At 67.6% G+C, this 24,148-nt stretch carries 24 protein-coding genes; 7 read left to right on the top strand and 17 right to left on the bottom strand.

The annotated features are described in order from the left end of the window. Positions 1–273: 273 nt before the first annotated feature. Positions 274–942, bottom strand: coding sequence for a nucleoside/nucleotide kinase family protein (locus ABFX56_RS11690; RefSeq protein ID WP_346233516.1), 669 nt, complete (start codon positions 940–942; stop codon positions 274–276). A gap of 60 nt (positions 943–1,002) precedes the next feature. Here ABFX56_RS11690 and ABFX56_RS11695 point away from each other — a divergent pair, with 60 nt between their 5' ends. Next, on the top strand, positions 1,003–1,866 hold the full coding sequence (locus ABFX56_RS11695) for an HhH-GPD family protein (protein ID WP_346233517.1): 864 nt from the start codon (positions 1,003–1,005) through the stop codon (positions 1,864–1,866). 25 nt (positions 1,867–1,891) lie between these two features. Here ABFX56_RS11695 and ABFX56_RS11700 read toward each other — a convergent pair whose 3' ends face one another. The 6 genes from ABFX56_RS11700 to ABFX56_RS11725 all read right to left on the bottom strand — a co-directional run bounded on the left by ABFX56_RS11700 (position 1,892) and on the right by ABFX56_RS11725 (position 9,100). Beyond that, positions 1,892–2,287 (bottom strand): SRPBCC family protein, encoded by a 396-nt coding sequence (locus ABFX56_RS11700; RefSeq protein ID WP_346233518.1) that lies wholly within the window; start codon positions 2,285–2,287, stop codon positions 1,892–1,894. 29 nt (positions 2,288–2,316) lie between these two features. Then, positions 2,317–2,751: a 30S ribosome-binding factor RbfA gene (gene rbfA, locus ABFX56_RS11705; RefSeq protein WP_346233519.1), complete on the bottom strand. Its 435-nt coding sequence runs from the start codon at positions 2,749–2,751 to the stop codon at positions 2,317–2,319. Between the two features lie 110 nt (positions 2,752–2,861). Beyond that, positions 2,862–5,540: a translation initiation factor IF-2 gene (infB, locus tag ABFX56_RS11710; RefSeq protein ID WP_346233520.1), complete on the bottom strand. Its 2,679-nt coding sequence runs from the start codon at positions 5,538–5,540 to the stop codon at positions 2,862–2,864. Between the two features lie 89 nt (positions 5,541–5,629). Continuing rightward, positions 5,630–5,983: a YlxR family protein gene (locus tag ABFX56_RS11715; RefSeq protein WP_346233521.1), complete on the bottom strand. Its 354-nt coding sequence runs from the start codon at positions 5,981–5,983 to the stop codon at positions 5,630–5,632. A gap of 20 nt (positions 5,984–6,003) precedes the next feature. Then, positions 6,004–6,996, bottom strand: coding sequence for a transcription termination factor NusA (gene nusA, locus ABFX56_RS11720; protein ID WP_346233522.1), 993 nt, complete (start codon positions 6,994–6,996; stop codon positions 6,004–6,006). Between the two features lie 316 nt (positions 6,997–7,312). Continuing rightward, positions 7,313–9,100, bottom strand: a complete 1,788-nt coding sequence (locus tag ABFX56_RS11725; protein WP_346233523.1) for a proline--tRNA ligase — start codon at positions 9,098–9,100, stop codon at positions 7,313–7,315. Positions 9,101–9,181: 81 nt separating this feature from the next. Here ABFX56_RS11725 and ABFX56_RS11730 point away from each other — a divergent pair, with 81 nt between their 5' ends. The 4 genes from ABFX56_RS11730 (at position 9,182) to ABFX56_RS11745 (ending at position 13,241) form a co-directional block, all read left to right on the top strand. After that, a complete protein-coding gene (locus ABFX56_RS11730; RefSeq protein WP_346233524.1) occupies positions 9,182–9,661 on the top strand; it encodes an Lrp/AsnC family transcriptional regulator in 480 nt (159 codons plus the stop codon). 108 nt (positions 9,662–9,769) lie between these two features. Further along, the gene (pdhA, locus tag ABFX56_RS11735; protein WP_346233525.1) at positions 9,770–10,888 is read left to right on the top strand and encodes a pyruvate dehydrogenase (acetyl-transferring) E1 component subunit alpha; all 1,119 of its coding nucleotides are present in this window, start codon (positions 9,770–9,772) and stop codon (positions 10,886–10,888) included. Continuing rightward, positions 10,885–11,904, top strand: coding sequence for an alpha-ketoacid dehydrogenase subunit beta (locus ABFX56_RS11740; protein ID WP_346233526.1), 1,020 nt, complete (start codon positions 10,885–10,887; stop codon positions 11,902–11,904). Before pdhA ends, ABFX56_RS11740 begins: the two co-directional genes overlap by 4 nt. Further along, on the top strand, positions 11,901–13,241 hold the full coding sequence (locus tag ABFX56_RS11745; protein WP_346233527.1) for a dihydrolipoamide acetyltransferase family protein: 1,341 nt from the start codon (positions 11,901–11,903) through the stop codon (positions 13,239–13,241). Before ABFX56_RS11740 ends, ABFX56_RS11745 begins: the two co-directional genes overlap by 4 nt. Positions 13,242–13,442: 201 nt before the next feature. On the opposite strand, the gene ABFX56_RS11750 is transcribed toward ABFX56_RS11745, so the two are convergent. The 7 genes from ABFX56_RS11750 to paaA all read right to left on the bottom strand — a co-directional run bounded on the left by ABFX56_RS11750 (position 13,443) and on the right by paaA (position 19,488). Further along, a complete protein-coding gene (locus tag ABFX56_RS11750; protein ID WP_346233528.1) occupies positions 13,443–14,588 on the bottom strand; it encodes a ScyD/ScyE family protein in 1,146 nt (381 codons plus the stop codon). Between the two features lie 334 nt (positions 14,589–14,922). Next, positions 14,923–15,693: an enoyl-CoA hydratase/isomerase family protein gene (locus ABFX56_RS11755; RefSeq protein ID WP_346233786.1), complete on the bottom strand. Its 771-nt coding sequence runs from the start codon at positions 15,691–15,693 to the stop codon at positions 14,923–14,925. Positions 15,694–15,706: 13 nt separating this feature from the next. After that, entirely contained in the window at positions 15,707–16,819 is a 1,113-nt protein-coding gene (paaE, locus tag ABFX56_RS11760; RefSeq protein WP_346233529.1) for a 1,2-phenylacetyl-CoA epoxidase subunit PaaE, read from the bottom strand. Positions 16,820–16,821: 2 nt separating this feature from the next. After that, positions 16,822–17,367: a 1,2-phenylacetyl-CoA epoxidase subunit PaaD gene (gene paaD / locus ABFX56_RS11765; protein ID WP_428834447.1), complete on the bottom strand. Its 546-nt coding sequence runs from the start codon at positions 17,365–17,367 to the stop codon at positions 16,822–16,824. A 14-nt stretch (positions 17,368–17,381) separates the two neighbouring features. Continuing rightward, on the bottom strand, positions 17,382–18,221 hold the full coding sequence (gene paaC, locus ABFX56_RS11770) for a 1,2-phenylacetyl-CoA epoxidase subunit PaaC (RefSeq protein WP_428834441.1): 840 nt from the start codon (positions 18,219–18,221) through the stop codon (positions 17,382–17,384). Continuing rightward, on the bottom strand, positions 18,218–18,529 hold the full coding sequence (paaB, locus tag ABFX56_RS11775) for a 1,2-phenylacetyl-CoA epoxidase subunit PaaB (RefSeq protein ID WP_346233531.1): 312 nt from the start codon (positions 18,527–18,529) through the stop codon (positions 18,218–18,220). Before paaB ends, paaC begins: the two co-directional genes overlap by 4 nt. Then, positions 18,526–19,488, bottom strand: coding sequence for a 1,2-phenylacetyl-CoA epoxidase subunit PaaA (gene paaA, locus ABFX56_RS11780; RefSeq protein ID WP_346233532.1), 963 nt, complete (start codon positions 19,486–19,488; stop codon positions 18,526–18,528). The genes paaB and paaA overlap by 4 nt, the downstream gene beginning before the upstream one ends. 114 nt (positions 19,489–19,602) lie before the next feature. Between paaA and paaI the strand changes: the two genes are divergently transcribed. Together paaI and ABFX56_RS11790 are read left to right on the top strand one after the other, a co-directional pair. Beyond that, complete coding sequence (gene paaI / locus ABFX56_RS11785; protein WP_346233533.1) at positions 19,603–20,055, top strand: hydroxyphenylacetyl-CoA thioesterase PaaI; 453 nt, start codon at positions 19,603–19,605, stop codon at positions 20,053–20,055. Beyond that, positions 20,048–20,644: a TetR/AcrR family transcriptional regulator gene (locus ABFX56_RS11790; RefSeq protein ID WP_346233534.1), complete on the top strand. Its 597-nt coding sequence runs from the start codon at positions 20,048–20,050 to the stop codon at positions 20,642–20,644. The genes paaI and ABFX56_RS11790 overlap by 8 nt, the downstream gene beginning before the upstream one ends. A gap of 22 nt (positions 20,645–20,666) precedes the next feature. Here ABFX56_RS11790 and ABFX56_RS11795 read toward each other — a convergent pair whose 3' ends face one another. From ABFX56_RS11795 to ABFX56_RS11805, 3 genes are read right to left on the bottom strand one after another with little or no spacing between them, the layout of a single operon-like run. Further along, positions 20,667–21,374: an ABC transporter ATP-binding protein gene (locus tag ABFX56_RS11795; protein ID WP_346233535.1), complete on the bottom strand. Its 708-nt coding sequence runs from the start codon at positions 21,372–21,374 to the stop codon at positions 20,667–20,669. Beyond that, positions 21,371–23,275, bottom strand: a complete 1,905-nt coding sequence (locus ABFX56_RS11800; RefSeq protein WP_346233536.1) for a branched-chain amino acid ABC transporter ATP-binding protein/permease — start codon at positions 23,273–23,275, stop codon at positions 21,371–21,373. Before ABFX56_RS11800 ends, ABFX56_RS11795 begins: the two co-directional genes overlap by 4 nt. After that, the gene (locus ABFX56_RS11805; protein WP_346233537.1) at positions 23,272–24,144 is read right to left on the bottom strand and encodes a branched-chain amino acid ABC transporter permease; all 873 of its coding nucleotides are present in this window, start codon (positions 24,142–24,144) and stop codon (positions 23,272–23,274) included. The genes ABFX56_RS11800 and ABFX56_RS11805 overlap by 4 nt, the downstream gene beginning before the upstream one ends. Between the last annotated feature and the right edge of the window lie 4 nt (positions 24,145–24,148).

Genomic DNA, 24,148 nt, shown 5'->3' on the forward strand with positions numbered 1-24,148 from the left:
GGGTCTGCCTCTGCCGATTCCACCACCTCACCCTGCACAACAACGGCTGGCGAATCACCCGAGTAGGCAGCAACTACTGGCTCATCCCACCACCAGGCCCCGACCCCGAACAGACACCCATCCCACTACAGAGCAAAAGCCTGCTCATGCGCAAACTACAACGACAAGCCGGCTAACTCGACGAACTGGTCTGGACACTTCGACAAGCTCAGTGGCGTCCAGGCTCGACCACCGAAGATTCCAGGCGGAAGCGCGGGAGCCGGTTTGCCCGAATCAGCAGGAGTCGGCAAACACCCGCCGCGGATGGTCAGGGTCGGTGTTGTCGATGATCGCCGATGCCTTCTCGCTGGGATCCGCATCGGCCTGGTAGAGCGCATCCGCTCCCGTGCCGCGCTGCGCCAGCTCGCCCGTGGGGTCGACGCCGGTGGCGGTGATCCGGGCAAGGGCGACGTCTTGGCTCACGGTCAGCCAGATCGAGTAGTTCCACAGTCCGGCCAGGTCTCCGCGGTTGAGGAACAACCCGTCCACGATCAGCAGGGCGTCGGCGCCAGCGGTGATCCATTTCGGCTGGTGGATGACCTGGTCGCGCTCCTCGTCGTATCCGGCCAGCACGAATCCGGTGCTGCCCGCCGTACGGAACGGGTCGACGAGGATGCGTCGGAACAGCGAATAGTCGAAGGACTCATCGTAGAACGCGCGTGGTGAGAACCAGCCGTCGCGCTCGCGCTCCTTTCTGGAGCGGTGGAAGTCGTCCAGAGCGGCCCGGAACACCGACCTGCCGCGACGGCGGAATTCCTCCGCGAGGTCGTCGGCGAACTGCTTCGTGCCGGCGCCGGATGGGCCGTCGACGGCGATGATCGAGCGACCTTGGCCGTAGTTGTGCAGGATCTCCTCGGCCAGTGCCTGGAGCTGATCTTTCTTCGCCGGTGCCCATCGAGCCATGATTTCAGTGTATGCCGTGGATCGCCGGGTGACCCAGGTCCAACCGCTAGCGTCGATGGCATGCACATCGACTCCCTGGTGACCGACTGGTTCGCAGACGCCGCCCGGGACCTGCCGTGGCGCCGGCCGGAGTTTTCGCCGTGGGGCATCCTGGTCAGCGAGGTGATGCTGCAGCAGACCCCCGCGCTGCGGGTGATCGACCCGCTGGCACAGTGGCTGCGGCGCTGGCCGAGCCCGACGGACCTCGCCGCCGAACCCGCCGGCGAAGCGGTGCGCGCCTGGGGCAGGCTCGGCTACCCGAGACGCGCGTTGCGCCTGCACGCCTGCGCGGTGGCCATCGTCGAGCGGCACGGCGGCGTCGTACCCGATTCGATCGAGGACCTGCTGGCCCTGCCCGGCATCGGGGACTACACCGCCCGCGCGGTCGCCGCTTTCGCGTACGGCACGCGGTGTCCGGTGGTGGACACGAACGTGCGGCGGGTGCTGGCCAGAGCGATCGGCGGACAGGAGCAGCCGGCGCCGCCGTCCACCGCGCGCGACCTGGCTGCGATGGCTGCGTTGTTGCCGGAGGACCCGCCGGCCGCCCAGCGTTTCAACGCGGGGATGATGGAGCTTGGCGCTCTGGTGTGCACGGCCTCCTCGCCGCGGTGTCAGGCGTGCCCGATCGCCGGGCTCTGCGCCTGGCGGCAGGCCGGATACCCGCAATACACCGGGGCGCGCCGGGCGGTGCAGAAACGCTACGAGGGCAGCGACCGTCAGGTGCGCGGCATCATCCTGCATGAGTTGCGGGCGGTGGAACGCGCGGTCCCCGGTGTGGACCTGGAGGCGCTGTGGCCGGATGCCGCACAACGCGATCGCGCGCTGGCCGGGCTGGTGGCGGATGGGCTCGCTGTCCCGGTCGGCGACGGTTACCGGCTTCCGTGACGACCGCCAGGGGCTAGGACTGGGGCTAGGACTCCATCAGCGCCTTAAGGGTGGCCAGATCGCGTGCGATGGCGGCGGCATCCGTTTCGAACGCCTCGTCGTCGACTTCGGCGCGGCGGAACAGGGTGAAGACCACCTCGCTGCCGTCGCCGTTGCGAAAGGTGCGCATTGGATTGTCGAACGTCTCACCGGAGGCCAGCGTCACCGTGTGGTCCAACACGCCGAACTCGTTGGGCGCGGCGAACTGAATTCTCACCTTCCCCAGGCCGGACTCGGCGATCCAGGCCCCGTCGATGTTCGAGATGGCGCCGGTCAGCCCCGCCGCCCACCGCGGCAGGTTTTCCGGATGAGACGCGAACTCGTAGACCTCGCGGAACGGCCGGGCGATCGATGTGCTGATGTGGCGCGTAGGCATTGTCATGCCGACAAACTAGCCCAGTTTCGCTGCGGCTAGTCTTCGTCGATGACGCGCGGCTTGACGTACGGATCTTCATCGCCGGCGTAGCTCGCGCCCTCCTTGAGGGTGGCGGTCTCGCCGTCGCGGGCCCGCGCTTCGGCCAGCAGTCGTTCCATGTGCGCGGCGGTCTCCGGGATCGCGTCGGCAATGAACTCGAGCGACGGGGTGAGCCGTGCGGTGATGTTCTTGCCCACCTCGCTGCGGAACATGCCGGTCGCCGACTTCAGCGCCGCGGCAGAATCCGCGCGCTCCTCCTCCGTGCCGTACACGGTGTAGAACACCGAGGCGTGCTGCAGGTCGCCGGTCACCTTCACATCCGTGATGGTGACGAAGCCCAGCCGCGGATCCTTCAGACCACGCTCCAGGCGCTTGGCGACGATCACCTTGATGCGGTCCGCCATTTTGGCGGCGCGGGCTGGGTCAGCCATGTCTCTCTCCTCGCGTTCAGTTCTTCGATCGGGGGTCTCGACGCGGCTCGACCACCGGGGCCTACACCGGTGGTCGAGCGAGGCTCGACCACCGGACGCCACCGGGTGCGTTACGGCCGCGGCTTCTCTTTCAGCTCGATGGTCTCGATCTCGTCGCCGATCCGGATGTCGTTGAACTTGCCGAGGCCGATACCGCACTCGAAGTCGGTCTTGACCTCGGTGACGTCATCTTTGAACCGACGCAACGACTCGATGGCGAGGTTGTCGCCCACCACAACGCCGTCGCGGATGACCCGCGCCTTCGCGTTGCGGGTGATCGTTCCGCTGCGCACGATGACACCGGCGATGTTGCCGAACTTCGAGGAGCGGAAGATCTCGCGCACTTCGGCGACACCGGACTGCACCTCTTCGAACTCGGGCTTGAGCATACCCTTCAAGGCATTCTCGACATCCTCGAGCGCGTTGTAAATCACCGAGTAGAAGCGCACGTCCACGCCTTCCCTGGCGGCGCGGTCGCGGGCCTTCGGGTCGGGGCGCACGTTGAAGCCGATGATGATGGCGTTGTCGACGGTGGCGAGGTTGATGTCGCTTTCCGTGACCGCGCCGACGCCGCGGTGGATGATCCGCAGCTGCACCGACTCGTCGACCTCGATCTTGAGCAGTGACTCCTCCAATGCCTCGACGGCACCGGAAACGTCACCCTTGATGATGAGGTTGAGCGATTCGACCTTGCCCTCTTCCAGGGCCCTGGTGAAGTCTTCGAGGCTGATCCGCTTGCGGCTGCGGGCCAGCAGGGCGTTGCGCTCAGCTGCCTCGCGCTTCTCGGCGATCTGCCGAGCGGTGCGGTCGTCGTCGGTGACCAGGAAGGTGTCGCCGGCTCGGGGAACCGAGGTCAACCCGAGCACCGCCACCGGACGCGCCGGGGTGGCGAACTCGACGTTGTCGCCGTTCTCGTCGAACATGGCGCGCACCCGGCCGTAGGCGGTTCCCGCCACGATCGGATCTCCGACCTCGAGGGTTCCGGACTGGATGAGCACTGTCGCCACCGCGCCGCGGCCCTTGTCGAGTTTCGCCTCGATGGCCACGCCGCGCGCATCCTTGTTCGGATTCGCGCGCAAATCGAGCCCGGCATCCGCGGTCAGCAGCACGGCCTCGAGAAGCTCGGGGATGCCGATCTTGTTGAGCGCCGACACGTCGATGAACATTGTGTCCCCGCCGTACTCCTCCGCCACCAGGCCGAATTCGGTGAGCTGTTGGCGCACCTTGGCCGGGTTGGCGCTGGGCTTGTCGATCTTGTTCACCGCGACCACGATCGGCACGTTTGCTGCCTGGGCGTGGTTGAGTGCCTCAATTGTCTGCGGCATGATTCCGTCGTCGGCGGCGACCACGAGGATCGCGATGTCGGTGACCTGCGCACCGCGGGCACGCATGGCGGTGAACGCCTCGTGGCCTGGTGTGTCGATGAAGGTGATGGCTCTCTCGAGTCCATCGTGTTCGGTGATCACCTGGTAGGCGCCGATGTGCTGGGTGATGCCGCCGGCTTCCACTGCGACAACGTTCGCGTTCCGGATGGCGTCCAGCAGCCGGGTCTTGCCGTGGTCGACGTGGCCCATGACGGTCACCACGGGAGGCCTGATCTCCAGGTCTTCGTCGCTCTCGTCTTCCAGTTCCTGGTCGAGATCGAGGTCGAAGCCGGCGAGCAGCTCGCGGTCCTCATCCTCCGGGGAGACCATTTGCACCTTGTAGCCGAGCTCGTCGCCGAGGATCTCGAAGGTCGCCTCGTCGAGCGATTCGGTGGCCGTGGCCATCTGCCCGAGGTGGAACAGGACGGTGACCAGGTTGCCTGGGCTCGTGTCGATCTTGTCGGCGAAGTCGGTGATCGACGCGCCGCGGCGCATCCGGATCACGGTCGATCCGTCGCCGCGGGGGACGCTGACGCCGCCCAGCGATGGGGCCTCGCGCTGTTCGAACTCTGCTCTCTTCGTACGCTTCGACTTGCGGGCCTTGGACCGGCCGCCGCCGCGACCGAAGGCGCCAGCGGTGCCGCCACCGGGGCCGCGACCGCGACCGCCGCCGCCTGGCCGGCCGGCGAAGCCCGATGGGGCCCCGCCCGGTGCTCCGGGGCGGAAGCCGCCGGTGCGGGCGCCGCCCGGTCGTGCTGCTGCGCCGGGGCGCGGGGTGAAGCCTCCTGGGCGGGGGGCTCCTGGGCGCGGTGAGCCGGGGCGCGGGGCGCTCGGGCGGGGGGCTCCTGGGCGCGGGATGCCGGTCGACGGCCGGGACTGCATGCCCTGCGTGCTCGCGTATGGGTTATTGCCGGGCCGCGGGGTGCCAGGACGGTGCATGCCCTGCGTGCTGGCGTACGGGTTGTTGCCGGGGCGCGGCTGGCCAGGGCGCGGGATGCCGGAGGGCGCCGGGGTGGCGGTGCCGCCCGGTTTGTTGGTCGTTTCCGCTGCCGGTGCCGGTGTTGCTGCCGGTTCCGGATGCGACACGGCCGCGGGGGTCTCGACGGCGACGGACTCTGCGGCCTTGGCCTCGGCAACCTTCGGAGCGGGCGCGGGAGCCGGGGTCGGCGCCGCGGTCGGCGCCGCGGGAGCGGGTGCGGCCGGGGCCTTCGGGGCTGCGGTGATGCCGTCGGCGGCGAGGGCCGCCTTAAGTTTGCGGGCGACGGGCGGTTCAACGCTCGAGGACGGACCCTTGACGAATTCGCCCATTTCCTTGAGCTTCGCCAAGGCGGTCTTGCTGTCTATGCCGAGTTCTGCTGCGATCTCGTGCACGCGTGGTTTTGCCACTTTTCTCCTGTCTCGGGCCAACTCCCGAGAGGAGAAAGCCGTTATCTGCGGACCGGACTCATTTCGAGCCACTCATTAGTTGTCACTCATTAGAGGTTCACTGTGCCGTTCAGCCTGTTCTTCATGGAACGCTCGGGCGATTTGTTCTCGCTCGGGCGGGTTCCGACTGGTGGTGGTACTTCGGTTGGATGTACTGCCTGCTTCAACTGCTGCGCCGTGGCCGCACTCACCACGACTGCGCCATCCGTCCGCAACGCTCGCCCGAAGGCTTTGCGCGTCAGGGCTTTCTCAACGCATCCGAGGGTGGGGTGCACCCAGGCGCCTCGACCGGGAAGGGTGGCGGAGCGATCCACCACCACCTCACCGTTTCGCGCGACAACCCTCGTCAGGGAGGATCTGTCGGCGCGGGCTCGGCAGCCAAGGCAGGTTCTTACGTGTTCCATACTAACGCAGGATGTTCCGCTCAACCTTCGAGGATGGAATCCGGTTGGATGTCGATGCGGGCGCCGGTGAGTTTCGCGGCCAGGCGGGCGTTTTGGCCCTCCTTGCCGATCGCGAGCGACAGCTGGTAGTCCGGCACGAGCGCGCGCACCGCCTTCATCGATTGGTCGATGACGAACGCCGAGGTCACTTTCGCCGGCGACAGCGCGTTGGCGACGAAGGTGGCCAGGTCGGCGTTGTAGTCGACGATGTCGATCTTCTCGTTGTTGAGTTCTGCGGTGACCGCGCGCACCCGTTGGCCTAGTTCGCCGATGCAGGCGCCCTTCGCGTTCACTCCCGGTTCGTTGGCCCGTACCGCGATCTTGGTGCGGTGGCCCGCCTCCCGGGCCAAGGAGATGATCTCGACGACGCCGCTGGCGATCTCCGGGACTTCAAGCGCGAAGAGCTTCCGTACGAGGGACGGGTGCGTGCGGGAGACGGTGATCGATGGGCCCTTGAGTCCCTTGCTCACGCTGGTGACATACACCCGGATACGGGATCCGTGCGTATATTCCTCTCCGGGAACTTGTTCCTCCGGGGGCAGGATGGCCTCGATCGTGCCGAGGTCGACGTGGATCATGCGGGGGTTCGGGCCCTGCTGGATGATCCCGGCGACGATGTCGCCTTCTCGGCCCTTGAACTCGCCCAGCACGTGGTCGTCGGCGATGTCCCGCAACCGCTGGTTGATCACTTGTTTTGCGGCGAACGCGCCGACCCTGGTGAAATCACTCGGCGAATCCTCTGCCTCGCCAATCTTCACGCCGTCGTCGTCGAACTCCGGGACGTAAATGGCGATGTGCCCGCTCTTGCGGTCCAATTCGACCCGCGCGGGGGCGACGCCTTCCTTGTGTTCGAGCTGTCCGGTGTGCTTCAGGTACGCCGTCAGAATGGCCTGTTCGATGATGGCCACCAGTTCATCGAAGGGGATTTCGCGTTCGCGCTCCATGAGCCGCAGCACGCTCAGGTCGATGTCCACCGAGTGCCTCCACTATTCATTTCTCATTGCCTGGTGGGACGCGCCCACCGAAGTCTCCCTCTACGGTACCGGAGGCAGCCCGGTCATGCTTCGCATCCGTTCTTCGCCGAGGTACAGCCCCGCTCCGGCCAGCACACCAGAAACCACGGGGCCGGCCGCGACGGCCCACGCCGCCGTGTGGTCAACACCGTTTCACGGAGTTTTTGTCTCAGACCGGCCCGGATGCCTGTCGGCAGGGGCCGGACGTACAGAATCTCCGTGAAACGGGATTGTGAAACGGGATTAAGTACTGGTCGGGAAGCCTGGTGGGGAGCTGTTACAGGGCGGCGAGGCGGGAGAGCACCTCGGCGGGCGACAGGCTGTCGCGCTGGCCGGTGCGGCGGTCCCACAGCTCGACGATGCCGTCGGCGGCGCCCTTGCCGACAATGACGATGAGCGGCACCCCGATCAGTTCGGCGTCGCCGAACTTGACCCCGGGCGACACCTTGAGCCTGTCGTCGAAGAGCACGTCGTTGCCGGCGGCCTCGAGTTCGGCGACGAGTTTCTCTGCGGCCTCGTAGACCACCGGTTCCTTCGTGGCGGCGACCACGTGCACGTCGAACGGGCTGACCTCCCGCGGCCAGACCAGGCCCTTGGCGTCGTTGTTGGCCTCGGCGATGACCGCCAGGATGCGGGTGACCCCGATACCGTAGGAGCCCATCGTCACGGTGACGAGCTTGCCGTTCGGGTCGAGCACCTTGAGGCCGAGCGCCTCGGCATACTTGCGCCCGAGTTGGAACACGTGACCGATCTCCATGCCGCGCCGGGTGCGGATCGGTCCCGAGCCATCCGGCGCCGGGTCGCCGTCGCGCACCTCGGCCACCTCCACCGTGCCATCCGCGCTGAAATCACGCCCGGCGACCAAGCCGAAGACGTGCTTGCCGTGTTCGTTGGCGCCGGTGATCCAATCGGAGCCAACGCTCACCCGCGGGTCGAGCAGATAGCGGATGCCGGTTGCCGACTTTTCGCCCAAGACCGCGCCGGCCTGAGACCACGGCCCGATGTAGCCCTTCACGAGCCCGGCACGCTCCACTAGCTTGTCGAACCGCGCGAAGTCCGCATCGGTGGCTGCTTCGACGGCGGCGGGTGCGAACGCCACCTCGGCACGCTTCAGGTCCACTTCTCGGTCCCCGGGCAGGCCGACGACCACGAGTTCGCGGGCACCGTCCAGCGACGTGAGCGCCAGCACGACGTTCTTGAGCGTGTCCGCCCCGGTCCAGGCTCGACCGTCCGAGCGGGGATGATTCGCGTTCGCCCCATCCACGAGCGTGGCAATGGTCGGCGAATCCGGGGTATCGAACACCCGGGCCGGGCCCAGGTTGTCGAACGAGCGGGCCGGCGGCGCCAGGGTGGTGAACGCCTCGACGTTCGCCGCGTAGCCGCCCTCCGAGCTCACGAAGGTGTCCTCGCCGATCGGGGTCGGGTGCAGGAACTCCTCGCTGCGGGAACCGCCCATGGCGCCGGCATCCGCCTGCACGATGACATAGTCGAGACCCAGGCGGCCGAAGATCCGCTCATAGGCGTCGCGCTGCTTCTCGTAGGAGAGGTCGAGGCCGGCGTCGGTGTAGTCGAAGGAGTAGGCATCCTTCATCGAGAACTCACGACCGCGCAGCAGCCCGGCCCGGGGCCGTGCCTCGTCACGGTATTTGTCCTGTATCTGGTAGATCGACAGCGGCAGGTCTTTGTAGGAGGAATAGAGGTCTTTCACGAGCAGCGTGAACACCTCCTCGTGGGTGGGCGCGAGCAGGTAATCGGCGCCCTTGCGGTCCTTGAGCCGGAAGATGCCGTCGCCGTACTCCGTCCAGCGGCCGGTTTCCTCGTATGGTTCGCGCGGCAGCAGCGCCGGAAAATGCACCTCTTGCGCGCCGGCGGACTCCATCTCCTCGCGGATCACCGTTTCGATCTTGCGCCGCACCTTGAGTCCGAGCGGCAGCCACGCGAACACGCCTGGCGCCTGACGACGGATGTAACCGGCGCGCACCAGCAGCCGGTGGCTGGTCACTTCGGCGTCGGCGGGATCTTCACGGAGGGTACGGACAAAGAGATGGGACAGTCGTGTGGGCACCCGTTCACTTTACCGAAGGCCTCGCGCCGGCTCCGGCCGTGCTGCGTTACGCTTGCCGAGACCGGAACTGAGGAGATCGCCATGGCATCGGGCAAGTTCGCGCTCGACCGGGTCGACCGGCGGATCATCGCGGAACTGGGCCAGGATGCCCGGCTCTCGCTGCGCACACTGGCCGAGCGTGTGCACATCTCCCGCACCTCCGCACACACCAGGCTGGGTGCGCTGCTGGAACACGGGGTGATCACCGGATTTGCCGCGACCGTCGACCGGCAGGCGCTCGGCCTCAATCTCACGGCCGTGGTGATGGTCAAGGTCGACGCCGACTGGCCGAGCGTCTCCGCGGCGCTGGTGGCGCTGCCGTTCGTGGAGAAGGCGCAGGCGCTCAGCGGCGACATCGACATCCTGCTCACGGTGAGCGCACCGGACCACGAACAGCTGTCGGAGACGATCCTGCGGCGCATCCGCAGCATCCCCGGCGTTGCATCCACTCACTCATATGTGATCCTCGAGGAAATGGCCGGAACCGCGCCCCAGGACTCCACGGACGCTTGGCAGCTGTAGCCGTCGCAGGGCGGACAAACGGCCCATTCCATCGCCCCTAGCGGCCAACTGTGCCGAACTCTTCGCGGACGTTGGTGGCCGCTCGTGCGGGGGCCCACCATGGTGGTTATGACCCTCAAAGCGGAGACCAAGGATGCCGTCCGGCTGCCCAGCGCACAGCCGATCCGCCTCATCGACGACGCGGGCCACGTCGCCGATCCGGCGCTGACCGGAGGCTTCGCTCTGCCCGACGCGCAGACGCTGAAACTGCTCTACCGGCGGATGGTGCTGGCACGCCGGTTTGACCTTCAAGTCACCGCGTTGACCAGGCAGGGCCGGCTCGCGACCTACCCGTCGGCACTCGGCCAGGAAGGTTGCGAGATCGGCGCGACGGTGGCGCTGGAGCCGACCGACTGGCTGTTCCCCACTTATAGGGACAGCATTGCGGTGCTCACTCGCGGGATCGAAATCGGCGAACTGCTGGCCGGCTTCCGCGGCGATTGGCACTGCGGCTATGACCCGATGCAGCACCGCACCAGCATCCAGGCCACTCCGCTGGCCACCCAGACGCTGCACGCGGTCGGCGTGGCCAAGGCGGCGAAGCTGAGGCGCGATCCGATCGCGGCGCTCGCGTTCGTCGGGGATGGCGCCTCGAGCGAGGGTGACACCCACGAGGCGTTCAACTTCGCCGGGGTGTGGCAGGTTCCCGCGGTCTTCGTGGTGCAGAACAACCAGTTCGCGATCAGCGTGCCGTTGGCCAAGCAGACCCGCGCCCGCGCGATCTCGGATCGCGCGATCGGGTACGGCATCCAGGGTCACTACGTGGACGGGAATGACGTCGCGGCCGTGTATGCCGTCGTGTCCGCGGCGCTGCACAAGGCCCGCAGCGGCAAGGGCCCCACCATCGTGGAGTGCCTCACCTACCGGGTCGAGGCGCACACCAACTCGGACGACCCGTCCCGGTACCGCGACCCCCGCGAGGTGGCCAAGTGGAAGGGTCGCGACCCGATCGAGCGGCTGGAGAAGTACCTCGTGTCGGAGCAGATACTCTGCGACGAGGATCGAGAGGCGATCGCGGCCGAGGCCGAGGAACTGGCCGCCGCGACCCGCGACGCCATGAACACGGCGGCACCCATTGATCCGATGGAACTGTTCGAGAACGTTTACGCGGCCACTCGGCCCAGCCTGCTGGAGCAGCGCGACCTGCTGGCCGCCGAGCTGGCCGCAGCGGAATCGGACCAGCGATGAGCGCATCCGCCACCGCAGCAGCCACCCCCACCGCCGAGCCGAGCATCACCATGTCCGGCGCGCTGAACGCCGCGCTGCGCGATGCACTTGCCGCGAACCCGGATGTGGTCGTGTTCGGAGAGGACGTCGGCCCGCTCGGCGGCGTGTTCCGCATCACCGACAAGCTGAATGCGCAGTTCGGTGACGACCGAGTCTGGGACTCCCCACTGGCCGAGGCAGGGATCGTCGGCACCGCGATCGGCATGGCGATGTACGGGATGCGTCCGGTCGTCGAGATGCAGTTCGACGCGTTCAGTTTTCCGGCGTTCGAGCAGATCGTCTCCCACGTCGCGAAGATGCGCAACCGCACCCGCGGGCGGGTGGCGCTGCCCATCGTCATCCGCATCCCGTGCGCCGGCGGTATCGGCGGAGTCGAGCACCACTCCGACTCCTCCGAGGCGTACTGGACCCACACGCCGGGACTCACCGTGGTCACCCCGTCCAACCCGGCGGATGCCTACTCGATGCTGCGCGAGGCCATCGACAGCGATGACCCGGTGATCTTCATGGAGCCCAAGAGCCGGTACTGGTCGAAGCAGACTGTGACGCTGCCGGTGACCTGCGAGCCGATGACGCGCGCCCGGGTCGTGCGCGAGGGTAGCGACGTCACGCTGATCGCGTACGGGCCGACGGTGGCCACCGCGCTGGAAACGGCGGAGCTCGCCGACGCGGAGGACCTTTCGGTCGAGGTCATCGACCTGCGCAGCCTGTCGCCGTTCGACGACGAAACGGTCGGCGCATCCGTGCGCAAGACTTCCAGGGCGGCAGTGCTCCACGAGGCCGCCCAGTTCGGCGGTTACGGCGCCGAGGTGGCCGCGCGGGTCACCGAGCGCGAGTTCTACCATCTGGCGGCGCCGATCCTGCGGATCACCGGATTCGACATCCCCTACCCCGCCCCCAAGTACGAGGAGTTCTACCTGCCGACGCCGGAGCGCATCCTGAACGCGCTGAACACCTGGGAGTGGGACATCCGATGAGCCGGCAGTTCCTGCTCCCCGATCTCGGTGAGGGGCTGACCGAGGCCGAGATCGTCGGGTGGCTGGTGGCACCGGGCGACACGGTGGCCGTCGACCAGCCGGTCGTTGAGGTCGAGTCGGCGAAGTCGGTTGTCGAGTTGCCCAGCCCGTTCGCCGGTGTCGTGGAGTCGCTGCACCATGCTGCCGGGCAGACCGTGTGGGCCGGCGAGCCATTGCTGAGCATCAGCGAGACAGCGAGCAAGCCGGTTGAGAGCACAAGGAGCGACGCCGCACCGGAGGTAGTTGAGGCCGTCCCCGGGACCGCGTTGCGGGAGCCGGCGGCTTCTGTCGCAGCGCAACCTGCCACGGCATCCGGTGCCGTGCTGATCGGATACGGATTGCCGGAACGTTCGCGCACTGCCCGGCCGACCCCGCGCGGCCGGTTCGGCGCGCGCCGTGACAGCATCCGCGGCGACAGCATCGGCAGGCCGGACACCGCCCCGCCTGCTCCGCGGCGCTCCCCCGTGGTGTCGCCGCTGGTGCGCAAGCTCGCAAAAGATCACGGCTTCAATGCGAGCGACCTCGCCGGCAGCGGGGCCGGCTCGCTCGTGCTGCGGTCCGACGTGCAGTCGCACATCGCTGCGTTGGCCTCCGCTCCATCCGCCGCGGGCGACACGCGCATCCCGATCGCCGGAGTGCGCAAGCTGGTGGCGGAGAAGATGAGCCTCTCGCGTCGGGAAATCCCGGAGGCGACCATCTGGCTGGACGTCGACGCGACGGCGCTCATCGCGGCGAAGAACTATTTGCAACAGTCCACCGGAGATCGCTGGAGTGTGAACACCCTGATCGCCAGGTTCGTGGTGGCGGGTCTGAAGCGCTATCCGATCCTGAATTCGTCGGTCGACTCTGCGGCGGGCGAGATCGTGCAGCACGCCAGAATCAACCTGGGAATCGCCGCCCAGACGCCGCACGGCCTGATGGTTCCGGTGGTGCAGGACGCGGGATCGCTCACTACCGACCGGCTGCGCGCCAGCATCGGGCAGCTCGGGGACCGTGCCCGCAACGGCACCTTCCCGGCCGAGCAATTGCGGGGTGGAACCTTCACGCTGAACAACTACGGCGGCTTCGGCGTCGACGGCTCGGCGGCGATCATCAACCATCCCGAGGTCGCCATCCTGGGCATCGGCCGGATCACCGACCGGCCGTGGGTCGTCGACGGTGAACTTGCGGTTCGTAAGGTGGTCGTGCTGTCGCTCGTGTTCGATCACCGGGTCTGCGATGGCGACATCCCGTCGCAGTTCATCGGGTTCATCGCCCGGTGTATCGAGAACCCGGTCACGCTGCTGGCCGACCTGTAACCCGTCAGCGCCCGGCTCCACCCGCACGGCACCCAGCACACCCGTCTCTTAGAACCCGCTCGTGGAGCCCCCATCTCAAGGAGTTCTTGTCGCAACGGCCTCCGGATGCCTGCGGCCAGGCATCCGGAGGTCAGAAACTCCTTGAGATGGGCCCTTGAGAGGGCGGGTGCCGAGTTGGGGACTTCGGCTGGCCGGGGGCGATTAGTTGCCGTCGTCCTCGCTGTGACCGCTTCTGCTGAGCGGGACAAGGGTGAGCTTGCCGTCCGTCAGCGCATCGGTCGTGACATACAGTGTGCCGTGCCGTAGTTCGATCGCGGCGGGCGCCGACAGGGCGATCAGCGGTGTCGGCGTGTTCGCGCCGGGCCATACGACGGAGACCTGGCCGGTGCCATCCGGACCGCCGAACAGTTCGGCGACGTACACCGTGCCCGTCCGCGGCGACACGGCCAGCCCGGTCGAGCCGGTGAATCCGGTTGCCACCGTGGCGATCTTGCCGGTGTGCGGATTGACCTTGAGCACCGCGCCGCGGGCGCCCAGGCTCGCGTCCTCGGGGCCTCCTGGCAGCGAGGTCACGTACAGCCAGCCGTTCGGGCCCAACTCGACATCGGTGGGCACCGGCTCGAACCGGTAGTTATGTCCTGCCGCGCAGGCGGGGAATCCGAATGCGGAGGCCAGTTCCGCGGTGACAAAGGTGGGCGCGGTCGGCGGCAACACCGCCACCGTGGTGACAGTTCCGTCATAGCCGACCCGCCAGATCGCGTTCGCGCCGGCATCGGCGACGTAGATCGCATCCGCGAGGGCGAGCGAAGCATACGGGTGTGTGTCGACGATTCCGGTGTAGGCCGGCGGGTTCTCCATGGGTCCCGGAGCCGGGAACTGCGCGATGCAGTCTTCACTGAGGCCCTCGAAACCGTAGGCGTTCACCGAATCCGGGTTCTCGCTGTTTTCGTGCGCCCACAGGTCGGCCACCTGCCGCACTGTGCCATTGCTCGATCGTGCCATCAGGGCGGCACTCGAGTGGTCCTGCGCGACGACCGCGTAGTACACGGTCCCGTTCCTGCTGGACACGGCGCCGGTTTCAAAGCCTGGGGCGCTGGCAATGACGGACGCTGTGCCGCGGTGGTCGACTTGAGTGACGAGCCCTGCGAAATTCTGGCTGAGATAGGAGAAGCCGTTGCGGGCAACATCCAGGCTCAGTGGCGAAACGAGGCCGGTGGTCACGGTAACCGGGGTGCCGGCGGTCCATGGCGGTGGACCGCTTCGGTTGTGGGCGGATGCGGGAGCGGCGACGGCGACCGACGCCAGAAGCGACGCGCAGACCGCGGCGGTGATGAGGGGCTTTTTCACGATGTACTCCTTTGTAAGACCTGGCCGCGGAAGGGAGTATTGATGCCTGCGGGATGCCTCCCACAACTGCTTCTGCCTTCCACGCGCCGGCGTTCATGCCCGCCGACCGAGGCATCCTAACCGCCGACTTTTTGCCGCTGCTACGGGTTCCCTTCCCGGCGAAATTGCGCTAGACACGCGCCGCCAACCGGGTGCGTGTGAACCCGTCTCACGGAGTTTCTGTGCCTGAGATCCCCGGATGCCTGATGTCGGGCATCCGCAGGTCAGAATCTCCTTGAAACGGGTCCAGAAGGCCGGGTGCAGAAGGCCGGGTTCAGAAGGCGGCTAGGGCCTGCTACCGACCGCGGAAGAGCGGTGGCCGCTTGTGCTGGAAGGCCTCGAAGCCCTCCCGGTAGTCGGCGGTGCGACTGAGGTCGCCCTGCACGGTGTTCTCGGCCGCGACGGATGCCCACAGGCCGATCCGCTCGTCGCGCAGTCGCGCGATGAGCTTCTTGCTGGCCAGGAACGCGGCGGTGGCGCCGGAAGCCGCCGCGGCCACCTTGCCGCGGGTGAAATCCAGCAGCTCGTCATCCGGCACGACGCGGCTGAACAGTCCGGCGGCGACGGCCTCGGCGCCGGACATCAGGTCGGCGGTGTAGATCAAATCGAGCGCCCGGTGCGCGCCGAGCCGTTCGAAGAACAGCGCGTGCCCGCCGGAGTCCAGCGCGGCGCCGAGGTTCGCAAACGGGGAGCCGAACTTGGCCTTCTCGGCGACGTAGACCACATCCGTCGCGATCAGCAGACCCAGGCCGACCCCCAGGCAGGCGCCCTGAGCGGCAGCGAAGGTCGGGGCGGGGAACGCGGCCATTCTGCGCAGCACCGGCAGGGTGGCATCCGTGAGGTAGTGCGACGCGTCGTCCGCGGCCGGATCGAGCTTCGAGATGTCCCGCCCCGCGCAGAACGCGCGGCCCTCACCGCGCAGCAGCAGCGCGCGAACCTGCGCGTCCTCGGCCTGCCGGTATGCGGCGTCGAGGTCGGCGAGTGCCTCCTCGTCCAGGGAGTTCAACTTCTCGGGTGCCCGCAGCGTGATTTCGGCCACGTCGCCGGTGACGGCCAACTCGATCATGGACATGGCGCTCCTAGTGGTCGTAGTTCACAGAGACGCTATCGCTGGTCGGATGCGACTGGCAGGTGAGGATGTAACCGGCGGCGAGTTCCTCCGGCTCGAGCGCGTAGTTCTCGTCCATCTCGATCGTTCCGGCGGTGAGCTTGGCCCGGCAGGTGCCACACACCCCGCCTGCGCAGGCGAAGGGCACATCGGGACGCACCCGCAGCGCGGCGCTGAGGATCGTCTCCCGGCCGTGCGCCGCGGTGGTGATCGACGCGGTGCGGCCATCCAGGGTGAAGTTGATGGTGCGCACTCCGGCGCCCTCGTCGATGGGAAGCACCGGCGGCGGCCCGGTGAATTCAGGGCGGTCGGTGGTGAACAGCTCGAAATGCACGTTCTCCCGCGGTACTCCGGCTTCGGCAAGGGTGTCGCGGCAGAGTTGCACGAGTTCGAACGGGCCGCAGAGGAACCATTCGTCGACGTCGCCGGGCCGCAGCAGGTGCTGCAGGAACAGGGCGAGCCGCTGCGCGTCGAGCCGGCCGGACATCAGCTCCGAGTTGCGCACCTCGCGCGTGAGCACGTGGTACAGGCCGAACCGGGAGGGGTACCGGTCCTTCAAGTCGGCGAGTTCCTCGAGGAACATCACGTCCATGGCGGTGCGATTCGAGTAGAGCAGGCTGAATTTGGCGTGCGGCGCCGTGTTCAGGATGCTGCGGGTGAGCGCCATGATCGGGGTCACGCCGCTTCCGGCGACGACCGCGGCGTAGTGCTTGGTGCTGGCCGGATCGATGTCGGTGGTGAACGTGCCCTGCGGGCTCATCACCTCGAGCACATCGCCGGCGTGCAGTGACTGGTTCGCCCAGCTCGAGAACACGCCGCCGATATCCCGTTTGATCGCGACGCGCACCTCCCCCGGCACCGGAGACGAGCAGATCGAATAGCTGCGGCGCATGTCCCTTCCCGCGACCCGGCCACGAAGGGCGAGGTACTGGCCGGGCTCGAAGTCGTACTCGTCAGCGAGCGCCTCCGGCACGTCGAAGGTGACCTCGATCGAGTCCTCGGTGAGCCGGCGCACGGCCCGGACGGTGAGCGGATGGAACCTGGCCCGTTTGCGCTGACGGTCGGCTGTGGTGGGTCCTGCCACGCTCAGTGCACCTTGAAGTAGTCGAACGGCTCGTGGCAGTTCTGGCAGACGTACAGCGCGCGGCAGGGTGCCGCCCCGAATCGGGACTGCTGACGGGTGTCGCGGGATCCGCACTGCGGGCACGGCACGGCGATCGCGGCCCGGATCGGGCAGACCCCGGCCCTGGCCACGGGAGGCGCGATCCCGAATTCCTCGAGCTTGCGTTTGCCGTCCTCGGACATCCAGTCGCTGGTCCAGGCCGGGGCGAGCACGGTGGTGACCACAGGCTCGGCGTAGCCGGCCGCGACGAGGGCCTTGCGAACATCGGTGGCCATCGAGGCGATCGCCGGGCAGCCAGAGTAGGTCGGCGTGATCGACACCCGCGCCACGCCGTCGACGACGGATGCCTCGCGCAAGACGCCGAGGTCCTCGATCGTGAGCACCGGCAGTTCGGGGTCGCACACCGTGGCGGCGACGTCCCAGACGGCCCGCGCCGCCGGGTCATCCGGCCTGGGCCGGGCGGTGCGCTCGTCCGCCACGATCTCACGCGGTGTGCGTTCATCCACCATCAAGGTCTGCATCATCACCAACTCGCTCCTGGATGCTCGCGCGCGAGCACCTGCATTTCCGCCAACAACGGCCCGAGATACTCCGAGTGCGCGCCGGTGCGCCCGCCGCCCAGGGCGACGAAGCCCGCCGGCACCTCAAGCCCAGCCTCGGCAAGCACGCCTGAGACAACGCGGTCGAAGTCGGCGCGCAGTTCCGACGGCCGCACCGCGACGCCGTCCGATTCGCCGATCGCGCCGACCTCGTCGATGACGGGATCGTCGCGGAACAGCTCGTCGACGTACGGCCAGGTCACCGCAAGTCCGGCGACCATCCGCCGATGCGATTCCTCGGTGCCGATGCCCAACCGCAGCACCCACTGCACGCTGTGGTCCCGGTGGTAGTCGACTTCCTTGACCGCTTTCGCGGCGATCGCGGCGAGGGTCGGCTCGGCGGAGTCGGTGAGCCGGCGGTACAGCTCGTACTGGTAGTGCGAGGCGACCAACTGCCGGGCGATGGTGCGCGCGAAGTCGCCGTTCGGCTGCTCGAACAGGTGCAGGCTGGTGAACTCGCGTTCGCCCCTGAAGTAGGCCAGGTCGTCCTCGGTCTTGTTCCAGGCGAGCGCGGCGAAACTCAAAAACGACCGGGCATGGCCGATCTGATCGAGGGCGATGTTCGCCAGGGCGACATCCTCCTCCAGCTCCGGGGCGTGGGCGATCCAGGCGCCGAGGCGCTGCGCGAGGATGAGGGCGTCGTCACCGAGACCCAGCGCGTAGCGCGCCACGGCATCGGTCGGCAGGTGGCCGTCGACCGACGTCTGCGCGGCAATCTTCTCCGGTGTCAGCGCTCCCTGGACGCCGGTGCTGGGCGTGTTCACAGGTGCCGCACCCCCTCCGACTTGGTGTAGTAGGTGGCATGCCGGTAGTCCTTGCCCTGCGGCGACTCGAAGAACGCGCCGCGCGCGTCGGGGTCGGATGCGGTGATCGCGTCGGCGGGGACGACCCACACCGAGACGCCTTCGTTACGGCGGGTGTACAGGTCGCGGGCGTTGCGGACCGCCATGGTGGCATCCGGCGCGTGCAGCGAACCCGCGTGCACGTGCGACAGCCCACGAGAGGAGCGGATGAACACCTCCCAGAGCGGCCATTCCTCGTGCTGGCCGGCGGCTTGGCCCGGACTGCTCACGACGCCAGCCTTTCGGATGCTGCGGTCTTGCGGGCGTATTCGGCGGCGGCCTCGCGCACCCAGGCGCCGTTTTCGTGCGCCGCACGCCGGTTCTCCATCCGCACGGCATTGCAGGCGCCGCCGCCGCGCAGCACCCGCTTGAACTCGTCCCAGTCCAGCGGTCCGTAGTCCCAGTGCCCGGTGTCCTCGTTCCACTTCAGGTCGGGGTCGGGGAAGGTCACGCCGAGCACCTCGGCCTGCGGCACGATCATGTCGACGAACCGCTGGCGCAGATCGTCGTTGCTGAACCGCTTGATGTTCCAGGCCATGCTCTGGGCCGAGTTCGGCGAGTCGCCGTCCGGCGGCCCAAACATCATCAGCGCCGGCGCGTACCAGCGGTTCACCGATTCTTGGGCCATCTCCTGCTGCGCCGGGGTGCCGTGCATCAGCTCGAGCAGGATTTCAAAGCCCTGCCGCTGGTGGAACGATTCCTCCTTGCAGATGCGCACCATCGCTCGCCCGTACGGGGCGTAGGAGGCGCGGCACAGCGGCACCTGGTTGCAGATGGCGGCGCCGTCGACGAGCCAGCCGATCGACCCCATGTCGGCCCAGGTGGGCGTGGGGTAGTTGAAGATCGACGAGTACTTGGCCTTGCCGGAGATGAGGTCGGCGGTCATGGTGTCCCTGGTGACGCCGAGGGTCTGCGCCGCCGAGTACAGGTAGAGGCCGTGCCCGGCCTCGTCCTGCACCTTCGCCATCAGGATGGCCTTGCGTTTGAGACTGGGTGCGCGCGTGATCCAGTTACCCTCCGGCTGCATGCCGATGATCTCGGAGTGCGCGTGCTGCGACATCTGCCGGACCAGGGTGTGCCGATAGCCGTCCGGCATCCAGTCGGTCGGTTCCACCCGCTGGTCCGCGGCGATCAGTTCGTCGAACCGCGCCTGTCCGGCGGCTTCGTCAACGGCGGGAGTGGGAGCCATCAGATCACCTCAGCATTGATTTCGTCTGACCATTCAACCGGTCAACTAACCGACCGTTCGTTTAGTATGGCATATCTGGCTAGGATACATTCGACGAGAAGAGGTGTCAACGAGATGGCCGATGCTACCGCGGGCGACGTGTCCGGCGAAGTCACCGAGGATTACCGACCTCCCCAGACGATGCTGCGGGACGATCGCGCCTCGACGCAGCTGCTCGGGATGCAGGTGGTCGAGATGAGCCAGGGCCACGCCGTGGTCACCATGGTCGTCCGCGAGGACATGGCCAACGGGCACGGGATCGCCCACGGCGGCCTGGTGTTCACCCTGGCCGACACGGCCTTTGCGATGGCCTGCAATGCGGAGGGCAGCGTCACCGTGTCCTCCGGCGCCGAAATCACCTACTTCTCTCCCACCTGGGTCGGCCAGGAACTGACCGCGACCGCACAGGTGCGCTCGATGCGCGGCCGCAGCGGCATCTATGACGTGCAGGTGTGCGCCGCCGGCCGCGTCGTGGCGGAGTTCCGCGGGCACAGCAGGCGAGTGCGCGAACTTCCAAACCATGCCTAGCGCGGCCACCGGACTGGAACGCATCCGGCACGACCGGGCGTCCATCCTGCGGGTCGCGGTGGAGGTCTTCAACCAGCACGGCTACGACGCGACGTCGATGGGCGTGCTCGCCGAGAACCTTGGACTGACCAAGTCGGCGATCTACCACCACGTCTCCGGCAAGGAGCACCTGCTCGAACTCGCGCTGGACGAAGCGCTCGGCGGCCTGGAGGCCATCCTCGACGACCCTCGGGCACGCACCGGCAGTAGCGGCGAGCGTCTGGAGTTCGTGCTCCGCAGCGCCGTCGGCGTGCTCACCGAGCGCCTGCCGTTCGTCACGCTCCTGGTGCGGCTGCGCGGCAACACCGACATCGAGCGGCTCGCGATGGAGCGGCGACGCACCTTCGACCGCGCCGTGGCCGCGCTGGTCGACGAGGCGCGCAGCGAGGGGTCGTTGCGCAGCGACGTTGACGCGCGCACCACCACCCGGCTGCTGTTCGGCATGATCAACTCGATCGTGGAGTGGTTCCGGCCCGGTGGCGCGATGACGGCGGACAGCCTCGCCGACGACGTGATCAAAGTCGCCTTCTACGGTGTGCTCAACAAGTAGGCACCGGACCTGTCGAGCCGGCCTAGCTGGCCGCGTTGCCGAGGTAGGCGCCGCGCACTTCTGGCAGCTCGACCAACTCGGCCGGTGCGCCAGACAACGCCACCCTGCCGCGGTTCATGACAACCGCGCGATTGGCGATCTTGAATGACGCTCTGACGTTCTGCTCGACCAGGAGCACCGCGAGGTTCTTCTCGTCCCGGAGCCTGGCCAGCACAGCCATGATCTCGGCCACCACCTTGGGCGCCAGGCCGATCGATGGCTCGTCCAGCAGAATCGTCGTCGGCTGGGCCATGAGCCCGCGGCCGATCGCGACCATCTGCTGCTCGCCTCCGGAGAGGGTGCCAGCCAGTTGGCCCAGCCGGGTCTTCAGGCGCGGGAACAGCTCCAGAACCGGGTCAAGGTCGCCAGGGCCCTTTCTGGTCCATGCGCCCAGTGCGAGATTGTCCCGCACGGACAGGGTCGGGAAGCACAGCCGGTTCTCGGGCACGTGGGTGAGGCCCAGCGCCGCCATCTTCTCCGCCGGTGTGCCGGTGATCTCCTTCCCATCCAACATCACCGAGCCGGCGGTGGGGCGGATGAGCCCGCTCACCGCGCGAAGCATGGTGGTCTTGCCTGCGCCGTTCGCCCCGACGACGGCGAGGATCTCACCGGCGGCCACCTCGAGGCCGACCTCGTGCAGCACCTCGAGTTGCCCGTAGCCGGCATCCAGGCAGGAAACGACGAGACTCATGCGTTCTCCTCCAACTCGACCAATTCGGATTCGGCTTCGTCGCGGTCGGTGCCGAGGTAGGCGACGACAACCGCCGGGTCGTTCCGCACCGCCTCCGGGTCTGAGTTGGCGATGAGCACTCCGTCGTCGAGGACGGCCACCTGGTCGGCGAGCGACATCACCTGGGCCACGTCGTGCTCGACGAGCACGATCGTCAGGCCCGCGGTGCGCAGTTGCCGCAGCAGGTCGGCCAGCGCGTCCCGCTCGGCGCCGCTGAGGCCGGCCATAGGTTCGTCGAGCAGCAGCAGCGCCGGCTCGCTGGCCAACGCCCGACAAACCTCCATCATCCGTTGCCGCCCGAACGGCAGCGACGCGGCGAGTTCGTCGGCGACGTCGGTGAGCCGCATCGACGCCAGGATGCCCCGGGCGACCTGCAGATTGTTCTTCTGCTCGACACCCTGCAGGCCCAGCATGCCGCGCAGGATCCCGGCCCGGCCCTTCCGGTACCGACCCATGTAGACGTTGCCGACCACATCCGTCGAGGTGAACACCTGGAGGTTCTGGAAGGTGCGGGTGAGCCCATGCTCGGCCGCGACGTGTGGTTTGCGGCCCTCGATGCTGCGGCCCAGGAAGGTGACGGTGCCGGCCGACGGCGCCAGCGCGCCGGAGATGATGTTGAAGCAGGTGGTTTTTCCGGCGCCGTTCGGGCCGATCAGCCCCAGGATCTTCCCGGCCGGAACCGTGAAGCTGACATCGTTCACGGCGACCACGCCGCCATACCGCTTGGTGAGATGTGACACGGTGAGGATCGGCTCGCCGACCGCCAGCGGTGCACTCACGCGCGGCAATGGCGAGTCCTCGGTGTCGGGCGCCGCAGCGGACGGGTGGGCCCGCCGTGACCGGGTGACCAGTGTGCGCCACAGCGCACTGGCCGCCTGGTGCAAGCCGCCGGGCAGCAGCAGAATCGCGAGAATCAACACGATGCCGTAGCCGAGCAACTGCACCTCGCCCGTGGCGCCGGGGATGATCGCCGGGATCAGGTCGCGCATCCCGTCACCCAGCAGGATGATCAGGAACGCGCCGGCGAGCGCGCCCCAGACCGAACCGAGGCCGCCGATCACAACCATCAACAGCAACTCGACCGACACCTCGAAGCCCGCAGTCTCCGGCGAGACGATGGCCACCTGGTAGGCGTAGAAGACGCCGCCGATTCCGGCAAACGCCGCCGAGAGCACGAAGACCTTCAACCGCAACGCGTAGGTGCTCACGCCGAGGCTTTCCGCCGCGACCTCCGAGTCGTTGATCGCGGACAGTGCCCGGCCGGCCCGGCTGCGGGTGAGGTTGACGGCGAGGATGATGCCGATCAGCACGAACGGGGCCACGAACCAGAAGAAGAACCCGTTGTTGTCGATGGTGATCCCGAGAATCACCGGGCGCGCGATGCCGTAGATCCCGGTGGTGCGTCCGGTGAAGTCCCACTCCCGCACCGCGATGGTCACGATGAACCCCAGTCCCAGGGTGGCCAGCGCCAAATAGTGGCCATGCAGACGCATCAGCGGCAGTCCCACCAACAGGGCGACGAGCATGGCCGCGAGCACCGCGGCGCTCGCCGCCACGATGCCGGGCAGGTGGAACTTGGTGAGCAGGATCGCGTGCGTGTACCCGCCGACGGCGAAGAAGGCGGCCTGGCCGAGGCTGACCTGGCCACCCAGTCCCATCAGCAGGTTCAGTCCGATGGCCGGCAGCGCGAAGATCATGGCGAACACGGCGATGTTCATCATCGAGGTGGAGGCGGTGAACGGAATCATCACGACGATGGCGATGAAGATGGCGCATCCGATCACCGCACCGCGGTTGTTGCGCCAGAAGGTTCCGGAGAAGGCGGTCCGGTCCGCGAACGTCGTCGGGATCGCCATGGTCATGCCCTGCCTTGTCGTGGTTTCAGAACCAGCCCCTGGGTACGGAAGATCAGCACGGCGATGAGGATGAAGAACGCCACGGCGTCGCGCAGCCCCGAGGCCAGATAGGCCGAGACGTACGACTCGAGCATTCCGAGCAGCAGCGCCCCGACGATCGCGGCCCGGAACGACGACAGGCCGCCCAGCACCGCCGCCACGAAGCCCTTCAGTCCGAGCAGCAGGCCACCGGACCAGATCGTGAGGTAGATCGGCGAATACACCACACCGGCCACGGCGCCGACCAACCCGGCAATGCCGAACGCCACGACGGAGGCCATCACCGGCGAGATGCCGACGATCCTGGCCGCCACCGGTTGTTCGGCGCAGGCCCGCAGCGCCTTGCCCCACTTCGTTTTCTCGTAGAAGTACACGATTCCGCCGCCGACGACGACGAGCGCGCCGAGCATCCAGAGTTCCTGCGAGCGGATGCTCACCCCGCCGATCAGCAGGTTCTCGCCCGGCAGCGCCGGCAGCCCCTTCGCCTCGGGGCCCCAGAGGATGAGCATCCCGGCCTCCAGCAGGATCGACACCCCGAGGGTGACGATGAGTGAGACCAGCACCGTCATGTTCTTGACCCTGGCGATGATGACGCGTTCGACCAGCATGGAGACGACGGTCACCGAGAGGATGGCCACCAGGATGGCGAGGATCAGCGGCATACCGGCGGTCACCAACCAGATGGCGCCGAAGCCGGCCAGGGTGGCGTAGTCGCCCTGGGCGATGTTGATCACGTTGCGTACCGTGTAGACGGCGATCAGCCCGACGGCGAGCAGGGCATACACAGTTCCCTGTGACAGCCCTGCCACCGTCAGCTGCAGGAAGTCGGTGAGCACTCGA

This window comes from Parafrigoribacterium mesophilum (genome assembly GCF_039652555.1).
Classification (GTDB): Bacteria; Actinomycetota; Actinomycetes; order Actinomycetales; family Microbacteriaceae; genus Parafrigoribacterium; species Parafrigoribacterium mesophilum.

Bases quoted from the DNA above. Each gene is read 5' to 3' on its own strand.
- ABFX56_RS11790 (WP_346233534.1), top strand. From the start codon at position 20,048: ATGCCTAGCGCGGCCACCGGACTGGAACGCATCCGGCACGACCGGGCG.
- ABFX56_RS11740 (WP_346233526.1), top strand. From the start codon at position 10,885: ATGAGCGCATCCGCCACCGCAGCAGCCACCCCCACCGCCGAGCCGAGC.
- ABFX56_RS11800 (WP_346233536.1), bottom strand. From the start codon at position 23,275: ATGACCATGGCGATCCCGACGACGTTCGCGGACCGGACCGCCTTCTCC.
- ABFX56_RS11690 (WP_346233516.1), bottom strand. From the start codon at position 942: ATGGCTCGATGGGCACCGGCGAAGAAAGATCAGCTCCAGGCACTGGCC.
- rbfA (WP_346233519.1), bottom strand. From the start codon at position 2,751: ATGGCTGACCCAGCCCGCGCCGCCAAAATGGCGGACCGCATCAAGGTG.
- ABFX56_RS11730 (WP_346233524.1), top strand. From the start codon at position 9,182: ATGGCATCGGGCAAGTTCGCGCTCGACCGGGTCGACCGGCGGATCATC.
- ABFX56_RS11755 (WP_346233786.1), bottom strand. From the start codon at position 15,693: ATGATCGAGTTGGCCGTCACCGGCGACGTGGCCGAAATCACGCTGCGG.
- ABFX56_RS11715 (WP_346233521.1), bottom strand. From the start codon at position 5,983: ATGGAACACGTAAGAACCTGCCTTGGCTGCCGAGCCCGCGCCGACAGA.
- ABFX56_RS11700 (WP_346233518.1), bottom strand. From the start codon at position 2,287: ATGACAATGCCTACGCGCCACATCAGCACATCGATCGCCCGGCCGTTC.
- paaA (WP_346233532.1), bottom strand. From the start codon at position 19,488: ATGGCTCCCACTCCCGCCGTTGACGAAGCCGCCGGACAGGCGCGGTTC.
- paaD (WP_428834447.1), bottom strand. From the start codon at position 17,367: ATGGTGGATGAACGCACACCGCGTGAGATCGTGGCGGACGAGCGCACC.
- paaI (WP_346233533.1), top strand. From the start codon at position 19,603: ATGGCCGATGCTACCGCGGGCGACGTGTCCGGCGAAGTCACCGAGGAT.
- ABFX56_RS11695 (WP_346233517.1), top strand. From the start codon at position 1,003: ATGCACATCGACTCCCTGGTGACCGACTGGTTCGCAGACGCCGCCCGG.
- pdhA (WP_346233525.1), top strand. From the start codon at position 9,770: ATGACCCTCAAAGCGGAGACCAAGGATGCCGTCCGGCTGCCCAGCGCA.
- ABFX56_RS11745 (WP_346233527.1), top strand. From the start codon at position 11,901: ATGAGCCGGCAGTTCCTGCTCCCCGATCTCGGTGAGGGGCTGACCGAG.
- ABFX56_RS11795 (WP_346233535.1), bottom strand. From the start codon at position 21,374: ATGAGTCTCGTCGTTTCCTGCCTGGATGCCGGCTACGGGCAACTCGAG.